The organism is Ruegeria sp. P8 (genome assembly GCF_056534665.1).
Genome location: NZ_JBQERC010000014.1, coordinates 1 through 15941, shown reverse-complemented (window position 1 = coordinate 15941; position 15941 = coordinate 1). Strand labels below are relative to the sequence as shown.

Sequence of the window (15941 nt, the reverse complement as noted above, 5' to 3'; positions counted from 1 at the left end):
TCCGTTTGCGGTGATCCTTTCTGGTATACCAGAGGGGGTATCATGAAACTTGTCATCGCAGGCGCGGGCAGCATCGGCTGCTACTGCGGCGGTTTACTGGCCCGCTCAGGGCATGCGGTGACCTTGCTGGGTCGTGCCCGTGTACTGGACCCCATTCGCGAACATGGGCTGACGGTCACGGATTACGATGACCTCAATGCCCATGTTGCGGCGGAAGCCCTGACACTCAGCACCGATCCCGCTTGCCTGGATCAGGCCGAACTGGTCATCGTCACCGTCAAATCCGGGGCGACGGCGGATATGGCCGGTCATATCGCGGACGCCGCCTGTCGGGACGCGCCCGTCCTGTCCTGGCAAAACGGGATCGAGAATGCGGCAACCCTGCGCAAGGCGCTGCCCGGTCGGGATGTGCGCGCGGGTATGGTCCCCTTCAACGTGGTCCCGAACGGCCCCGCTACCTATCACCGCGCCACGTCGGGCGAAATTGTCATCCAGAACGGCCCTGGCGATCTGGCCACCGCCCTCAGCAGCCCGGACCTGCCCGTTATCGCAACTGACCGGATCGAGGCGGTGCAATGGGGCAAGCTGGTGATCAACCTCAACAACGCGCTGAACGCACTGTCGGGCCTGCCGCTTGTGGATCAGCTGCTCAGCCGTGACTGGCGCAACCTTATGGCCGATCAGATGGCCGAGGCGCTGTCCGTTCTCAAGGCGGCCGGGCATCCGGTGGCCTCGACAACGCCGCTTCCGGCGTGGATGACGCCGCATATCCTGCGGCTGCCGACACCTTTGTTCAGCCGGATCGCGGCGCGGATGCTCACCATCGACCCCACCGCCCGGACCTCGATGGCCTATGACCTGATGGCCGAGCGGCAAACGGAAATCGACAGCCTTCAGGGCCATATCATTCGGCTGGGGCACGAAACCGGGGTGCCCACCCCCCTTTGCACGAAAGTGTCTGACCTGATCAAACACGCGCCCGATCATCCGCTGTCCCCGGAACAGATCAGGCTCTGATCGCAGTCGTCAGACGAGTCTGGTCAATGTCCAGAAAATCACGGCCGACATGGCGGCTGCGGCAGGCACGGTCACGACCCAGGCCGCAATGATCGTCATGAAATGCGACCGCCGCACCAGCTTGCGCCGCCGGTATTCTTCCGGGGCCAGCTTCTGCGCTGTCGCGTTTCGCCCATTGTTCTGTTTCCGCCTGCGATCCGACTGCCACTCACGATAGAACCCGACGCCAAAGATTGCGCCAACGGCGATGTGCGTGGAACTGACCGGCAGGCCCAGCCAGCTGGCGACAATGACCGTGATCGCCGCTGACAGCGCCACGCAAAACGCCCGCATCGGGTTCAGCTTGGTGATCTGGCTGCCGACCATCCGGATCAGCTTGGGCCCGAACAGGAACAGACCGAACGATATCCCGAACGCGCCGATGATCATCACCCATAACGGGATCGAAACCTTTTGGGCGAAATCGCCGAACTCTGCCGCGTGGACAATCGCCGCCAGGGGGCCGACCGCGTTGGCCACATCATTTGCGCCATGGGCAAAACTCAGAAACGCGGCCGATATCACCAATGGCAGGCCAAACAGGGTTTTCAGCGACCGGGTCCGGTTCTCCAGCCCCTCGGACTTGCGACGCACCCAGGGAACCGTCAGCGCCCAGACCAGCACACCGCTGCCCAGACCGATCAGCAGCGCCATCTGCAGATCAATCTTGACGATCCGCTTCAGACCCTTGACCGACAGGTAGGTGGCGAACGCTGCCGCCATCACCGCCACAAGGATCGGCACCCAACGCCGCGCGGCGGCGATCTTGTCGTCCTGATACTGGATCTTGGTCTTGATCAGCGCCAGGAATGCCGCCGCAATCACGCCGCCTAGAACCGGAGATATCACCCAGCTGGCCGCAATCGCGCCCATCGTGCCCCAGCTCACCGCGCTCAGCCCGGCAGCGGCAATCCCCGCGCCCATGACCCCGCCCACAACCGAATGTGTTGTCGACACCGGCGCACCGATCCAGGTCGCCAGATTGACCCACATGGCTGACGAGATCAGCGCCGCCATCATGGCCCAGATGAACACGTTGCTGTTCTGCACCGAGGCCGGGTCGATGATCCCCTTCGAGATGGTCGAGACCACATCGCCCCCCGCAAGCAAAGCGCCCGCGCTTTCGGCAACGGCGGCGATCACGATGGCACCGCCCATGGTCAGCGCGTTCGCACCCACCGCGGGACCCATGTTGTTGGCCACGTCATTGGCGCCGATATTGATTGCCATATAGGCCCCGAACGCGGCCGCAGCCACGACGATATAGGTGCCGTCGGCCCGTCCGAACAGCACCGCCGCCATCAATCCGGCAAGCACCATGAACGCCAGTGCGATTCCCGGCGCCAGCAGCGGGCGGGCGACATGAAGATTGGCAATTTCGACGCGCGAGATACGTTGCAGGTCGGTGTCAAGCGCCTGCCAGCGCGGTTTTGAGTTTGTGTCAGACATGGGCTTGGTCAAAGATTGGCAGATCGCCCGCAGCTAACGGTTTCCCGGTTCAGGGGCAAGCGCGCAGCCATCAAATTGTTGCGAAACGGCTACATCTGTCGCAGCAGCGCCTGCAACTCGGGCTCCTGAACCCGTTTGGCGGCTTCTGCCGGTGAAAACCACTGACGTTTGCGCTTGTCCACTTCGGGAAAATCATCCGCCAGCTCGTGCACGGAAACCCGGTAGACACGGGTCAGGACCGACTGTGCCGACCCGCCCTTGAAGATCTTGTCATAGGTGAATTGGCCGACGGGCTCCTTGTCGACCGCTTCTGCGCGCACGCCAGCCTCTTCCCATGCCTCCAGCAGGGCCGTCTCCAACCCGTCCAGACCATTGACAGGCCAGCCCTTCGGGATGATCCAGCGCCCGGTTTCGCGGCTGGTGATCAGCAGAACCTCGTCCTGATCCTCATGCCTGCGTGTACACAGGGCCGCAAACTGCACCCTTTGGGGACGCAGGAACAAGGGGCGTCCGACCTCTTCCCAGATATTTCGCAGCCAAGCACTCATGAGATGTCTTCAAATCCTGTTTCTGTCTTCGAAACCTGTGTGACGTAACAACAATAATGCCAGACTTCAATGAAATGTCCGCTTATTTCTGATTATGACCGGTTCTTCGGTCAATTTACTGTGATTTGTGAGATTTCGTGCAACAGCCCCGAAAGCCCAAGCCGCTTGCCGGAAGCAACACGGCAATGGGTCTATTCCTGCCTGCGTTTGGCCCTCAGCGTCGGGTCGGCCTGTGTCGGGTCTTCGGGCCATGGATGTTTGGGGTATTGCGCCCGCATATCCTTGCGCACATCCGCATAAGACCCGGCCCAGAACCCCGGCAGATCGCGGGTAATCTGGATCGGGCGCTGCGCCGGGGACAGCAGCGTAATCTTCAGGGGCTGTCCGCCAACCACCGGATGCCGGGTCACTCCGAACAGCTCCTGCAACCGAACCGAGATTTCGGGGACCGCCGCGCCATAATCGATTGGTACCTTGCGCCCCAGGGGTGTTTCAAACGATCCCGGGGCGCGCCGGTCCAGTTCCTGGGTCTGGGCCCAGTCCAGCCGCGCGCGCAAGGCGGGCAGCAGGTCGAACCGTTTCCAGTCCTCTGCGCTTTTGACACCGGACAGCATCGGCAACAGCCAGTCGTCCAGCTCAGCCATCAGACCCTCGACCGAAAAGTCGGGCAGGTCCACCCCGTCGGCACGCACCAGTTCCACTCGCGCGGCCAGCCGTGCGGCGGCCCCGTCCAGCCGCAACCCCAGATCGCGCACCCCGTCCAGCATCGCAAGCGCCACGGCGTCGTCCGGGACGTCCTTCCAGATGCGGTCGTCCAGCGTGATCGCCCCGAACCGCTCCTGCTGCCGGGAAACGACCCGCCGTTCGCGTTTCGACCAGGCGCAAACCTCGACCCAATCGATCTGGTCGGTGAACAGTTCGCGGATCTCGCGTTCCGAAATCTGGGTGGCCATCCGCACCTTTGCCTCGCGCGGGTTGCCATCGGTGTCGGTGACAACCAGAAAAGGCGCGGCCGCCAGTGAATCGCCACTGTCCAGCACGACGCCTTTACCCCCCGACAGCACATAACGCGGCGCATCGCCTTTGCGGCGCTGCCCGATGCGGTCGGGATAGGCGAGGGCGGCCATGGCGGCAGCGCTCAGATCATCCGTCTTGCTTCCGGCCTGTTTCGTCAACCGCTTGGCCTCTGCATTGATCCGATCCACGGCCCCCTTATTCACCTGCCAGACCCGGTTGCGCTGAAAGGTGCGCACATCCCGCAGTGCCTCTTGCCGCAAGGCGATATCCACCGGCGCGCCGCGCAGGGGGTCGCGCTCGGCCATCAAGGCGGCCAAAGGCGCGGCATTCGGTCCGGCCCGCACCAGCATATGCCCCAGCCGGGGATGCAACGGCAGCGCCGCCAGCGCCCGCCCGTGTTCGGTGATCCGCCCCTTGCCGTCCAGCGCGCCCAGCATCGCCAGAAGGGCACGCGCCTCGGCCATCGCGCCTTCGGGTGGCGGGGTCAGAAAGGCCAGATCGGCGGCATCCGCGCCCCACAGGGCCAGCTCCAGCGCCAGCCCGGTCAGATCGGCGGCTTCGATCTCGGCGGGTGGGTAAGCGGCCAGCGCGCCATCCTCCCCCTTTGACCAAAGCCGGTAACACAGCCCTTCAGCCACACGGCCTGCACGACCCGCGCGTTGCGTGGCCTCTGCCCGTGTCACCCGCTCGGTCACCAGCCGGGACATGCCCGAGCCCGGATCAAACCGCGCCCGCCGTGCTTGCCCCATATCCACCACCACCCGGATATCGGGGATCGTCAGCGAGGTTTCTGCAATCGACGTCGCCAGAACCACCTTGCGCCCGGTCTCAACCGGGGCAATCGCTTCGCGCTGGGCCGCAAAGGGCATGGCCCCGAACAGCGGGCGCAGCGTGCAACTGGCGGGCAGGCGTCCGGTCAAAGCTGCCTCAGCCCGCCGGATTTCACCCTCACCAGGCAGAAACACCAAGATCCCGCCGCCGGTGGCGCGGGTCTCGCGCTCGGCTTCAACAACCAGATCGACCAATGCATCCAGCCGCCGCGCCTGTGGCCCCAATGGCCGATCCAGCCAGCGCATCTCGACAGGAAAACTCCGCCCTTCCGACGTAACCAGCGGCGCGGCCATCAGGCGCCCCACCGGGTCTGCATCCAGCGTGGCCGACATGGCCAGCAGAATCAGATCGTCCCGCAGCGCGCCCGTGACCTCAAGGCACAGCGCCAACCCCAGATCCGCGTTTAATGAGCGTTCGTGGAATTCATCAAAGATCACCGCCCCGATGCCCGGCAGGTCAGGGTCCGATTGCAGCATCCGGGTCAGAATACCCTCGGTCACCACCTCGATCCTTGTGTCTTTTGACACTTTCGCATCGCCCCGCACGCGATAGCCAACACTCTGGCCTGCGCGCTCTCCCAGTGTTTCTGCCATCTGCTCTGCCGCGGCCCGTGCCGCCAGCCGCCGGGGCTCCAGCATCACGATCCTGCCGCCGCACAGACCCGCCTCCAGCATCGCCAGCGGAACCCGCGTGGTCTTGCCCGCACCGGGCGGCGCTTGCAGCACGGCCCGCCCCTGCGCGCGCAGGGTGTCCAGCAGGCCGGGTATGGCGTCGTCTATGGGCAGGCGTAGGGTCATCCGGCCCTTATCCGCGATCCCGCAGGTGGCGTCCAGTTTCCGCGCTCACATCAGCAAATCGCCCCGCACGAAATGACGCAGGCTGCGCGATCTTCGCAATTCCTGCCGCCTCCGGTCTGGACAAACACCCCCCAAGCACGGCAACTGTTCCTGCCTCTAGGATCGGGACAAGAATGCAGACAGACAGCCTGAGCGACAGAATTCTGAAGGGCGAGCGTCGGGCGCTGGCGCGTGCGATCACCCTTGTTGAAAGCAACCGCGCCGATCACCGGGCACAGGCCAGCTACCTTCTGGCACAGCTTGCCGGTTCGGGCCGTCAGGCGTTGCGTATCGGTCTGTCCGGCACGCCCGGCGTGGGCAAGTCCACCTTCATCGAAAGCTTTGGCATGATGCTGACCGGGCAGGGGCTGCGCGTTGCGGTTCTGGCGGTCGATCCCAGCTCGGCCCGCTCGGGCGGCTCGATCCTGGGCGACAAGACCCGGATGGAGCGCCTGAGCCGCGAGCAGAACGCCTTCATCCGGCCCTCTCCCAGCCAAAGCCACCTTGGCGGCGTCGCCCGCCGCACCCGCGAGGCTATCGCCCTGTGCGAGGCCGCAGGCTATGACGTAGTGCTGATCGAAACCGTGGGCGTGGGACAGTCGGAAACGGTGGTGTCCGAACTGTCTGACCTGTTTCTGCTGCTGCTGGCCCCGGCGGGCGGGGACGAGTTGCAGGGTGTCAAACGCGGCATCATGGAAATGGCCGACATCATTTTGGTCAACAAGGCCGATGGCGACCTGAAAGCGACCGCCACCCGCACCTGCGCGGATTATGCCGGTGCCCTGCGGCTGTTGCGCAAACGCCCACAGGACCCCGAAGGCTTCCCCAAGGCGATGACCGTATCCGCCGTCGAAGAACACGGGCTGGAACAGGCATGGGACGAAATGCAAACCCTGACCCAATGGCGCCGCGACACCGGTATCTGGGAGGCAAACCGCGCTGCCCAGGCCCGCTACTGGTTCGATCAGGAGGTCCGCCACGCCCTTCTCGCCCGCCTCGACACACCGCAGGCCCGCGCCGAGATGGAGCGCCTGAACGACGAAGTCTCGCAAGGGCGACTCAGCCCGGCGGTCGCTGCCGGTCAGCTTCTGGACACGCTCGGCTAAAGGGCCGTCATAGACGTTTCACCTTTTGCCAAATACTCTTGCCAACGGCATGGCCCGTCCGGGCCATTCCTGCATGGCAGGCAAAATGAAAGATTTCGCGTAGCCCGTCTTGACCCCCCGCGCGATTCCCACTACACGCATCCAACCAGTTTTCGGGCGCGACTTCGGGTTGCGCCCCTTGTGATTTGGCCGCGGGTATCCAGCCCGGCCTCCAGAAACAAAGGAAGAAACCATGTCGCGCCGTTGCGAACTGACCGGAAAAGGCCCGATGACTGGCAACAATGTCAGCCACGCCAAAAACAGAACTCGTCGTCGTTTTCTGCCGAACCTGAATGACGTTACCCTGCAGTCCGAAACTCTGGGCCGTGGCGTCAAGCTGCGCATCTCGGCGGCTGCGCTGCGTTCGGTTGACCACCGCGGTGGTCTGGACGCGTTCCTGGCCAAAGCCAAGGATGATGAGCTGTCGGCAAACGCTCTGAAAGTGAAGAAAGAAATCGCCAAGGCGCAAGCTTCGGCCTAAGGTCTTTCAACCAACAGAATTTCAGGCCCTGCACCCTCTCGGTGCGGGGCCTTTTCTGTTGGGCCAGCCCCTTTCGGCCCCCATTGTTCTCAATCTGGAACTAATTTTTCGCCATTGGTGAACTTCTTCACATACAAGTTTCCGAATCTGACCTAACGTCACTGTCATTCATCAGGCGGGGGCCACATTATGACGTTAAAAAGTTTTTATCTTTTCCTGTTTCTGGCCGCGGTATTCCGCAAGGCGATTGCAACCTGTACGCGGATGCAGCGCTGGGTGAACCGGTCCCATACCAGCTTCACCGCAGACACGGTAAAAAGACCCGGACTGGATTACTGAAAAACAGCTTCAAGCGCGACCCTTTGGCGCTTGAAGCTTTTCCCGCTGCTGACCTATAGCTGGGTCAGGATGAGACCTGCTGTTACCAGATTTCTGCCTTATGCGCTGTCCCTGCTGCTGGTTCTGACCGGGCAGGGGCTGGCCATGTCGCGCGGCATGGACAAAGCCGTGGGTCAGATGGTGCTGTGTACGGGCACCGGACCGGTCGTCGTCTATATGGACGAAAACGGGCAACCGACCGCCCCGCCGCATTATTGCCCGGACTACGCGATATCCCTGCTGGGGGCCGTTGCAGTTGCCGAACCGGCACTGCCAGCCGCACCGGAACAGGCGCAGCCGTCACCGCTGCGGCATCTGGGCAACCAGATCGCCCTGCCGGTTCCCGCAACCCCGGCCCGCGCGCCTCCTGTCAGCGTTTGAAACCCACCCTTTTCAAACCTTTATACAGGAGAGGCACGATGTCCCTCAAAACCACTCTGCTTGCAACTCTGGCCGCCGTGTCGCTGGCCATCCCCGCCTTTGCCGAAGGCCCCATCAAGGTTGACGACGCCTATGCCCGCTCCTCGGGCAAGACCGCCATCGCCGGAGCCGCGTTCATGATGATCCACAATCAGGGCGACGCGGATGACCGGCTGATCGGTGCAACCTCGGACGCGGCAGCGCGTGTGGAATTGCACACCCACAAGGTCGATGAAAACGGCGTGGCCAAGATGGTGCATGTCGAAGAAGGCTTTGCAATTCCGGCCGGTGAAACCCACATGCTGAAACGCGGCGGCGACCATGTGATGTTCATGGGTCTGACGGCCCCGTTCGAACAGGACGCCATGGTGCCGGTCACGCTGATCTTTGAAAAGGCAGGCGAGGTCGAGATCGAGATCCCCGTCGATCTGGAGCGTCAGGACAAAGGCGGCCACGGATCACATTCGAACTAGGGCAGCGCCTGTCTTCAGGCCGCGCTGCGGCCCTCATCCATGCGTCAGGCCGGGCTCTGCCCGGCCTGTTTTCCACGCGGCTGCGGACAGTGCTATTTGTTGATGGTTTTCATACCGACGCGGTCGCCCGCCTGCCGGAATCGCGAAGCCAGCCAGAACATCACAGCGGCCATGGCCAGCGCCGAGAATGCGATACCCCATCCCAGCGCAACCAGCGCCACCGCCGGCCAGATCATCAGGACAAGCCCGACGACAAGCGCGACAAATCCCGAGACCCGCATGGAACCGCGCTGCGGGTCATTTGGATGCATCTGCCCGGCAGCTGCCAGGGATCCGATCCCGATGATCAGCGCCCATGCACCCAACAGGAAAAACGCCAGTTTCACCGTGCCTTCCGGCCAGATCAGCAATATAAGCCCGATCAGAAGCGCGCCGATCGCGGCACCACCCAGCACCCCGCGACGGCCAACACCCAAAAGCGTCAGCCCACCGTCGAGGATCAGCAAAACACCGACCAGCCGCAGCAGCAGCGCGATGCTGCCCGATGGCCAGAACAGCGCCGCGATGCCCACAAGTCCGGCCAGCACCCCGCGCAGCAGAAAAGTCCACCACAGGCTGGAAAGCTGTTCCCCCAGCATGTCGCGCCCGGCCATGCTGCCGTCATCCAGGATTTCACCGGTGCGGGGGTCTTGATCAGTCATGGCGCATCCTCCAGTCGCTATCGCAGATAGTGTACACAAATTAAGCCAGCGTTGTCTGTAGCTTAAGAATTTTCCGCAAGAAGCTGACCGACCCATCGCGGAACCGTTTCGGATGCCCTGCCGACAATGCGCTCATCAAAGCCCGAGGGCCCGGTCGTCGGTTCCAGATTGATCTCGACCGTCCGCGCACCCGCCGCCTGCGCCTCGTGGACAAAGGCCGCCGCCGGATAGACCTGACCCGAGGTGCCGATGGCGGCAAAGATCGATGCGCTGGCAAGGTGGTCGTAGATGTCGTCCATGTAATAAGGCATCTCACCGAACCAGACCACATCGGGCCGGGCGGTGGGCTGGCCGCAGGCGGGGCAGGGCTCGGCAACGGCCATCTCGGGCGGTGCCGGCCAGCGATGATCACACCCGGAACACAAGGCACCCGCCAATGTGCCATGCATGTGGATGACACCCGTCGCACCGCCCGCTTCATGCAGGCTGTCGACGTTCTGGGTCACGATCACGACCTCTGCGGGCCAGCCCTGCTGCAATCGGGCCAGCGCCATGTGGGCCGCGTTGGGCTGCACAGCGGCGGCCTGAACGCGGCGCGCATTGTAAAACCCCTGCACCAAGGCGGGATCGCGGGCAAAGCCCTCGGGCGTGGCCACATCCTCGATCCGGTGCTGCGCCCACAGCCCGCCTTCGTCGCGGAAGGTGCTCAGCCCGCTTTCAGCCGAAATCCCGGCCCCGGTCAGAATGACGATCTTTCCCATATCCCCTCCGCGCGTTACACCTTGGCCATGACACACCGTATCCTCTTTGTCTGCCTGGGCAATATCTGCCGCTCTCCCGCGGCCGAGGGCGTCTTTCGCGCCCGCGCACCGCATCATGCAACCGACAGTGCCGGAACCATGGGCTGGCACACGGGCAATCCACACTATGGCCCGATGCAGAAGGCCGCAAACCGCAAAGGCATCGACCTCGGCGACCTGCGCGCGCGCCAGTTCACCGTCGCGGATTTCAACCGGTTCGACCTGATCATCGGCATGGATGCCCAAAACATCGCTGATATCGAAGACCTGCGCCCACCGGGCAACGGCACACCGGTTCGCCTGCTGACGGATTTCGCCCCTCAGACCGGTGCCGATCATGTGCCCGATCCGTATTACACGCGGGATTTCGACGGCGCGCTGGACCTGATCGAGGCCGCAGTTGACGGGCTCGCCGCCTATCTGGACACCTAGCCGCCGGTCACCCGCAACTGGCCGCTCAGCCAGGGCAGCTTGGCAACCGCCGGGTCCACGATCTGGTTCTGCATCAGACGCCGGGTCATGCCCGCAACCTCCTGCGGGACCTGATCGGACCACTCGGTGCGCGCCAGCAGCGATATGTTGCGCGAGAACTCCCCGAACGGGGCAGGGTGCGCCTCCAGCCCCTCATGGAACCGCGCCGCGCGCATGAAGCCCAGCGGCGTCGTGATGGCCCAGCCCAGACCCCGCGCCACCATGGCCATCAGCGCCATGTGCGAGCCGATCTCGAACCGTTCCTCGAACACCTGCGACCGGCGCGCCAGATGCGCCTCGATCTGGCGGCTGATCAGCTGCTCGCGGGCATAGCGCAGAAACGGCAGCCGCTCCTGCACGGCCTCGACGCCCCCCGATCCCTGCGGGGCCACCAGAATGAACGGATCGTGGACCAGCGGGTATTCGACCACCCCCTCCAGCACTTCGCCGCTATGGGCGGTGACCGCCATATGCAGGCGCTGCTCGGCCAGCGCCTCGAACAGATCAAGGCTCGACAGGGTGATCAGCTTGAATTTCGACCGGGTCAGGCTGTCGGCCAGCAAGGTGGCCAGCCGCGGCGTCAGATCATTGTCGAAATCGTCGATCAGCCCGATCGACAGCGTGGTCAGATGCCCCAGATCCATGACCGACAGCTCGCTCTGGGCCATGTGCAACTCGGACAGAACCGCCTCGGCCCGCGCAAGGAAACTGCGCCCCGCCTGCGTCAGCCGCATCGGCCGCCGTCCGTGATCGACCAATTCGGTCCCCAGCGCGTTTTCCAGATTGCGCAATTGCTGCGAAACGGATGGCTGGCTGAGCCCCGTGATCTCGGCAGCCTGCGCCACCGATCCCGTCCGCGCCAATGCCTCGAACACTTCAAGGCCCCGCAGGGTCAGCCCTTTCATTACCATGCAATACACCTTTCGCTGCGCCTTTCTGGGGCGCAGCGTGGATCAGGTCAAGCATTCTGAACGGGTTAGCTGCAGATCGCCTGCGCCATCTGGCCAAAGTTCTGGTACCGATCCCACAGCGCATCATCGCGCGCGGTTTTCGACATCTTCAGCACCTGCGCCTGATGGGGGTCCTTGAACCATTTCGCCACGGTTTTCTGATCGCTGCGCGTCAACGCCTGATCCGCCACGCGCTGAATGCAGCTGCACCGGTCCCGCGTCGCGGCCGAGCGATCCGACGCCATGCACGCCTGCCTGATCTGCGCCGCATCCGCGACCTGAGCCACCGCCGTCAGCGATGCCGCACAAAATGCGATAATGAGGAACTGTTTCATACTCGAGCCTCGTTTTTGCCTGCCCGGACGGGTCTGGCGCCCCTCTCGGTCTGCGGCGGAGTATGAATCAAACGGGCGCGCGGATCAATCATACGTTGCGAAAAAGTGATTGCACGATCCGGAAACGATACATCCCCACCACCCCCGTAGGCCGGGCTTCAGCCCGGCTTTTGCCAACGGCAATCGAATTCGTTGCGCTCTGCGATCCAACTTGATCACCAGTTTCACGCATTTAGGGTGCTTCGGTGAATATCCTAAGAACGCGGAAAGATATAAGAAACTGCGGATACCTGCCTACCTGCTTGTTGCGACGCTGATGTCTGTGATCGGAACGGTAGAGCACACCTTCGCTCAAGATCGGTCAGATGAACTAAATAGGCCCGTCAGAGTTCTTGTGGTGGGAATTACTAATCAGCTTCTTCAGGAAGTGAAGGTCTTAGATGCGGACAAGAAAATTGATTTCAGCTTTCCGTCGAGCAATCTGTCAGATTTTGACATGCTTCTTGCACTCGTGGATGAGTTTGAGGAAGCAAGCGAGTTGAAAATAGCCACCGAATTGGGCGTGGAGGAATCGTTTGTTGTGAATGAGGGTGAGGCACCCTTCTCAATTGAAGTAAGTGTGCGTTTTGTTGAAAGAGTTCGACCATTCGACCTGATCGCAGTTGATCGCCGCCAGTTCTACGCAAGAGATATTTCTTGCCATAGCGTTTTTCTCAAAGATCTCATCTTGTCTCCGGATTTTTCTCAAACAGCACAAAGAGAAAGTCACTACAAGCTGACTGAGGATTGTGCGCCGGCCTCATAGTTGTCCGGTTGGTGCAAGTGGACGGATACTCGGAACATCTATCATTGATCAATTGTGGGATCGAACACACTGTTATCCCACCTTGACCAACCCACGATTCCTCTACATATCCCCACTCCATGACAGACCTCGCTCATATCCGCAATTTCTCCATCGTCGCGCATATCGACCATGGCAAATCCACCCTTGCTGACCGGCTCATCCAAGAGACCGGGACAGTGCAGGATCGTGACATGAAGGAACAGCTGCTCGACAGCATGGATATCGAGCGCGAGCGTGGCATTACCATCAAGGCCAACACCGTTCGCATCGACTACACCGCCGAGAATGGCGAGACATATGTGCTGAACCTGATCGACACCCCCGGCCACGTGGATTTCGCCTATGAGGTCAGCCGGTCGATGCGCGCGGTCGAGGGCTCTCTGCTGGTTGTGGATTCGACCCAGGGGGTCGAGGCGCAGACGCTGGCCAACGTCTATCAGGCCATCGACGCCGATCATGAGATCGTGCCGGTCCTCAACAAGATCGACCTGCCCGCGTCCGACTGTGACCGCGTGGCCGAACAGATCGAGGACGTGATCGGCATCGACGCAAGCGACGCCATTCAGGTCAGCGCCAAGACCGGGCAGGGCATCCACGAAACGCTGGAGGCGATCGTGCACAAACTGCCCGCGCCGCAGGGCACTCTGGACGCGCCGCTCAAGGCGATGCTGGTGGATTCGTGGTACGACGCCTATCTGGGCGTCATCGTTCTGGTCCGCATCATGGACGGCACGCTGAAAAAGGGGATGCGGGTCAAGTTCATGTCGAACGGCACCCTGCACCATGTCGACCGCGTCGGAGTCTTCCGCCCGGAAATGCAGATGATCGACAGCCTCGGCCCGGGTGAGATCGGGTTTCTGACCGCCTCGATCAAGCAGGTCCGCGACACCCGCGTCGGCGACACCATCACCAATGACCGCAATGGCACCGAAGTCGCCCTGCCGGGCTTCAAACCCGCGCAGCCGGTGGTGTTCTGTGGTCTCTTCCCGGTAGACAGCGCCGAATTCGAAGACCTGCGCGACGCGATCGAAAAGCTGGCCCTGAACGACGCCTCATTCTCGTATGAGATGGAAACTTCGGCCGCGCTTGGCTTTGGCTTCCGCTGCGGCTTCCTTGGCCTGCTGCACCTCGAGGTCATCCGCGACCGGATCGAGCGTGAATATGATATCGACCTCATCACCACCGCGCCCAGCGTGATCTATCACGTCTACATGAAAGACGGCGCGATGATCGAGCTGCACAACCCCGCCGACATGCCCGACCTGTCCAAGGTCGACCACCTTGAGGAACCGCGCATCAAGGCGACCATTCTGGTGCCCGACGAATATCTCGGCGACGTGCTGAAACTCTGCCAGGACCGCCGCGGCATCCAGATGGACCTGACCTATGCGGGCCAGCGCGCCATGGTCGTCTATGACCTGCCCCTGAACGAGGTTGTCTTTGACTTCTACGACCGCCTGAAATCGGTGACCAAGGGCTATGCCAGCTTTGACTACCAGATGACCGGCTACCGTCAGGACGCGCTGGTCAAGATGTCGATCCTTGTGAATGACGAACCGGTCGATGCGCTGTCGACCATGGTTCACCGCGACCGGGCCGAGATGCGGGGCCGCGCGATGTGCGAAAAGCTCAAGGACCTGATCCCGCGCCACATGTTCAAAATCCCGATCCAGGCCGCCATCGGAGGCAAGGTCATCGCGCGCGAGACCCTGTCCGCCCTGCGCAAGGACGTGACCGCCAAATGCTACGGCGGCGACGCCACCCGGAAACGCAAACTGCTGGACAAGCAGAAGGCGGGTAAAAAGAAGATGCGCCAGTTCGGGAAAGTTGATATCCCTCAGGAGGCGTTTATTTCAGCACTAAAAATGGACAGCTAAGGCTGTCCATTTTTAGTGACGGTGGGCGAAAGCGGTTGGCGCAGCCAACTGCGTGCCCACAGGGTTGGGTTGTTGGTGGCTCAACCGCCTCTGCAACAGTCTTGACGTGCCGACTTGCGTGCATCCAATTCAAATATGAAATCAGTCTATGGGTTTGTACTGTGGAGCAGTTGGACAGAATACTTGAACGCCTGAATGCACAGCGCGGTCCTGGCATTCAATTCGCAACATTCCTTAGAGACATTGCCGATAACGAAAGCCGATGGGAGAAGTACGGCGGCAGTTATGCAGGAAACGTAGTGAATATGCAGATTGTGGCAGTAGAAAACTCACTGATCCTGCTGTGTAGTAGGCTTTGGGACCAGAGCAGAGACGCTGAGTCAGTACCAAATGCGATGCAACTGATCTTGGAGCTATGTCCGGCGATACTACGGCGAAGGAAGGCCGACTTAGATTCAGTTATAGTCAGTTCTTGGGAAGAGAAGCAGCATCAGATGCTGAGCAAGATTTTGTCAGAATATCAAAGGCTGCTCAACTGCAGAACAAAGAACGTTTTGAGGGTAATGAGGTCTGAGAACTTGGCGCATCTGGTTGCCGAAAGCCGAGATCGAGCAAGGCTGTTTCCTGATGGTTTCGAAAATCACAAAGTCACTCGCTACGACCTATACGAGTTCTCAGAGGATTCATTGAAGCTGATCGAGAGGATGCGCCATTTGGTTCTAGGCGACGTATCCGACTACAATAGTTCTCGTGATCAATTTCTTAGTTACTGTAAGTCTTACTGGGAAAATATGCCTTGCTTCAAAGATTGCGAATAGTTGCCCATTTCGTCTCCCAACCCAAAAACTGTTGTTTTTCTGACTAACAACGAATTCTACCCACCCGCCCGGCGGCACCGCCGGGCCGCGCCGACCCGCCCCCGTCAAACCATAGGTTTGCCTCCGGCATAACGGGCGGCGCGTTTGCGCCTCCCCTCGGGCCGGCGCTGCCCTCGGTTCCGGCGCCCAACCGGGTTTAATGTGCCGTAGGGCGGGCTTCAGCCCGCCAATCCTCCACTCCCCCATATCCCCGACCCCAAACCAATGCGCATGGATCGGCTGTGTCCGGTGGCGGGCTGAAGCCCGCCCTACGGGGCGGGGTTGGTTGGGCGGTTGTATCTGCGCTTGCGCCGTTGGGGCTCTGGCCGTTTGCGGCCCTCGGGTCTGCGGGTCAACCGCCGAAACCACGCCTCACCCTGAGCAGCCTCATCTGACTGGTCCAAGTTGATTGTTAGTGCATCATCGGCCTGTGATCCATCGGGATGATGGTTTCAGGTGCCGGCGGGCG

17 protein-coding genes are annotated in these 15941 nt (G+C 61.7%); 10 read left to right on the top strand and 7 right to left on the bottom strand.

The window, feature by feature from the left end:
* Positions 1–42: 42 nt before the first annotated feature.
* Positions 43–1017, top strand: a complete 975-nt coding sequence (locus ACR0BZ_RS15065; protein WP_480920630.1) for a 2-dehydropantoate 2-reductase — start codon at positions 43–45, stop codon at positions 1015–1017.
* A 9-nt stretch (positions 1018–1026) separates the two neighbouring features.
* On the opposite strand, the gene ACR0BZ_RS15060 is transcribed toward ACR0BZ_RS15065, so the two are convergent.
* The 3 genes from ACR0BZ_RS15060 to hrpB all read right to left on the bottom strand — a co-directional run bounded on the left by ACR0BZ_RS15060 (position 1027) and on the right by hrpB (position 5698).
* Positions 1027–2505, bottom strand: coding sequence for an inorganic phosphate transporter (locus ACR0BZ_RS15060; RefSeq protein WP_480920629.1), 1479 nt, complete (start codon positions 2503–2505; stop codon positions 1027–1029).
* Between the two features lie 89 nt (positions 2506–2594).
* Positions 2595–3053 carry an NUDIX hydrolase gene (locus tag ACR0BZ_RS15055; RefSeq protein WP_480488431.1) on the bottom strand — a complete coding sequence of 153 codons (459 nt, stop codon included), beginning with the start codon at positions 3051–3053 and terminating at the stop codon, positions 2595–2597.
* A gap of 191 nt (positions 3054–3244) precedes the next feature.
* Positions 3245–5698 (bottom strand): ATP-dependent helicase HrpB, encoded by a 2454-nt coding sequence (gene hrpB / locus ACR0BZ_RS15050; RefSeq protein ID WP_480920628.1) that lies wholly within the window; start codon positions 5696–5698, stop codon positions 3245–3247.
* Positions 5699–5871: 173 nt separating this feature from the next.
* Between hrpB and meaB the strand changes: the two genes are divergently transcribed.
* The 5 genes from meaB to ACR0BZ_RS15025 all read left to right on the top strand — a co-directional run bounded on the left by meaB (position 5872) and on the right by ACR0BZ_RS15025 (position 8634).
* Positions 5872–6843 (top strand): methylmalonyl Co-A mutase-associated GTPase MeaB, encoded by a 972-nt coding sequence (meaB, locus tag ACR0BZ_RS15045; protein WP_480920627.1) that lies wholly within the window; start codon positions 5872–5874, stop codon positions 6841–6843.
* Between the two features lie 232 nt (positions 6844–7075).
* Positions 7076–7363, top strand: a complete 288-nt coding sequence (gene rpmB / locus ACR0BZ_RS15040; protein WP_008756960.1) for a 50S ribosomal protein L28 — start codon at positions 7076–7078, stop codon at positions 7361–7363.
* Between the two features lie 189 nt (positions 7364–7552).
* Positions 7553–7702, top strand: coding sequence for a hypothetical protein (locus tag ACR0BZ_RS15035; RefSeq protein WP_209505706.1), 150 nt, complete (start codon positions 7553–7555; stop codon positions 7700–7702).
* A gap of 30 nt (positions 7703–7732) precedes the next feature.
* Positions 7733–8122 (top strand): hypothetical protein, encoded by a 390-nt coding sequence (locus ACR0BZ_RS15030; protein WP_480920626.1) that lies wholly within the window; start codon positions 7733–7735, stop codon positions 8120–8122.
* Positions 8123–8160: 38 nt separating this feature from the next.
* Positions 8161–8634 carry a copper chaperone PCu(A)C gene (locus ACR0BZ_RS15025; RefSeq protein ID WP_209505710.1) on the top strand — a complete coding sequence of 158 codons (474 nt, stop codon included), beginning with the start codon at positions 8161–8163 and terminating at the stop codon, positions 8632–8634.
* Between the two features lie 92 nt (positions 8635–8726).
* On the opposite strand, the gene ACR0BZ_RS15020 is transcribed toward ACR0BZ_RS15025, so the two are convergent.
* Together ACR0BZ_RS15020 and ACR0BZ_RS15015 are read right to left on the bottom strand one after the other, a co-directional pair.
* Positions 8727–9335: an HdeD family acid-resistance protein gene (locus tag ACR0BZ_RS15020; protein ID WP_209598138.1), complete on the bottom strand. Its 609-nt coding sequence runs from the start codon at positions 9333–9335 to the stop codon at positions 8727–8729.
* 62 nt (positions 9336–9397) lie between these two features.
* A complete protein-coding gene (locus ACR0BZ_RS15015; RefSeq protein ID WP_209505714.1) occupies positions 9398–10096 on the bottom strand; it encodes an NAD-dependent deacylase in 699 nt (232 codons plus the stop codon).
* A gap of 27 nt (positions 10097–10123) precedes the next feature.
* Between ACR0BZ_RS15015 and ACR0BZ_RS15010 the strand changes: the two genes are divergently transcribed.
* Positions 10124–10567 (top strand): low molecular weight protein-tyrosine-phosphatase, encoded by a 444-nt coding sequence (locus tag ACR0BZ_RS15010; protein WP_480920625.1) that lies wholly within the window; start codon positions 10124–10126, stop codon positions 10565–10567.
* On the opposite strand, the gene ACR0BZ_RS15005 is transcribed toward ACR0BZ_RS15010, so the two are convergent.
* Both ACR0BZ_RS15005 and ACR0BZ_RS15000 read right to left on the bottom strand, forming a co-directional pair.
* Positions 10564–11517, bottom strand: a complete 954-nt coding sequence (locus tag ACR0BZ_RS15005; RefSeq protein ID WP_480484520.1) for a LysR family transcriptional regulator — start codon at positions 11515–11517, stop codon at positions 10564–10566. The two genes, ACR0BZ_RS15010 and ACR0BZ_RS15005, sit on opposite strands and share 4 nt — an antisense overlap.
* 65 nt (positions 11518–11582) lie before the next feature.
* Positions 11583–11891, bottom strand: a complete 309-nt coding sequence (locus ACR0BZ_RS15000) for a hypothetical protein (protein WP_209598134.1) — start codon at positions 11889–11891, stop codon at positions 11583–11585.
* Between the two features lie 211 nt (positions 11892–12102).
* Here ACR0BZ_RS15000 and ACR0BZ_RS14995 point away from each other — a divergent pair, with 211 nt between their 5' ends.
* From ACR0BZ_RS14995 to ACR0BZ_RS14985, 3 genes are all read left to right on the top strand, one after another.
* Complete coding sequence (locus tag ACR0BZ_RS14995) at positions 12103–12696, top strand: hypothetical protein (RefSeq protein ID WP_480920624.1); 594 nt, start codon at positions 12103–12105, stop codon at positions 12694–12696.
* Positions 12697–12815: 119 nt separating this feature from the next.
* Positions 12816–14615 carry a translation elongation factor 4 gene (lepA, locus tag ACR0BZ_RS14990; RefSeq protein WP_480920623.1) on the top strand — a complete coding sequence of 600 codons (1800 nt, stop codon included), beginning with the start codon at positions 12816–12818 and terminating at the stop codon, positions 14613–14615.
* 170 nt (positions 14616–14785) lie between these two features.
* Entirely contained in the window at positions 14786–15433 is a 648-nt protein-coding gene (locus tag ACR0BZ_RS14985) for an AbiU2 domain-containing protein (RefSeq protein ID WP_480920622.1), read from the top strand.
* The last annotated feature ends 508 nt before the right edge of the window (positions 15434–15941 follow it).

Excerpts from the sequence above, each read along its gene's own strand:
- ACR0BZ_RS15060 (WP_480920629.1), bottom strand. The coding sequence starts at position 2,505 with ATGTCTGACACAAACTCAAAACCGCGCTGGCAGGCGCTTGACACCGAC.
- hrpB (WP_480920628.1), bottom strand. The coding sequence starts at position 5,698 with ATGACCCTACGCCTGCCCATAGACGACGCCATACCCGGCCTGCTGGAC.
- ACR0BZ_RS15065 (WP_480920630.1), top strand. The coding sequence starts at position 43 with ATGAAACTTGTCATCGCAGGCGCGGGCAGCATCGGCTGCTACTGCGGC.
- ACR0BZ_RS15035 (WP_209505706.1), top strand. The coding sequence starts at position 7,553 with ATGACGTTAAAAAGTTTTTATCTTTTCCTGTTTCTGGCCGCGGTATTC.
- lepA (WP_480920623.1), top strand. The coding sequence starts at position 12,816 with ATGACAGACCTCGCTCATATCCGCAATTTCTCCATCGTCGCGCATATC.
- ACR0BZ_RS15025 (WP_209505710.1), top strand. The coding sequence starts at position 8,161 with ATGTCCCTCAAAACCACTCTGCTTGCAACTCTGGCCGCCGTGTCGCTG.
- ACR0BZ_RS15005 (WP_480484520.1), bottom strand. The coding sequence starts at position 11,517 with ATGGTAATGAAAGGGCTGACCCTGCGGGGCCTTGAAGTGTTCGAGGCA.
- ACR0BZ_RS15000 (WP_209598134.1), bottom strand. The coding sequence starts at position 11,891 with ATGAAACAGTTCCTCATTATCGCATTTTGTGCGGCATCGCTGACGGCG.
- ACR0BZ_RS15055 (WP_480488431.1), bottom strand. The coding sequence starts at position 3,053 with ATGAGTGCTTGGCTGCGAAATATCTGGGAAGAGGTCGGACGCCCCTTG.
- ACR0BZ_RS15010 (WP_480920625.1), top strand. The coding sequence starts at position 10,124 with ATGACACACCGTATCCTCTTTGTCTGCCTGGGCAATATCTGCCGCTCT.
- ACR0BZ_RS15015 (WP_209505714.1), bottom strand. The coding sequence starts at position 10,096 with ATGGGAAAGATCGTCATTCTGACCGGGGCCGGGATTTCGGCTGAAAGC.
- ACR0BZ_RS15020 (WP_209598138.1), bottom strand. The coding sequence starts at position 9,335 with ATGACTGATCAAGACCCCCGCACCGGTGAAATCCTGGATGACGGCAGC.
- meaB (WP_480920627.1), top strand. The coding sequence starts at position 5,872 with ATGCAGACAGACAGCCTGAGCGACAGAATTCTGAAGGGCGAGCGTCGG.
- rpmB (WP_008756960.1), top strand. The coding sequence starts at position 7,076 with ATGTCGCGCCGTTGCGAACTGACCGGAAAAGGCCCGATGACTGGCAAC.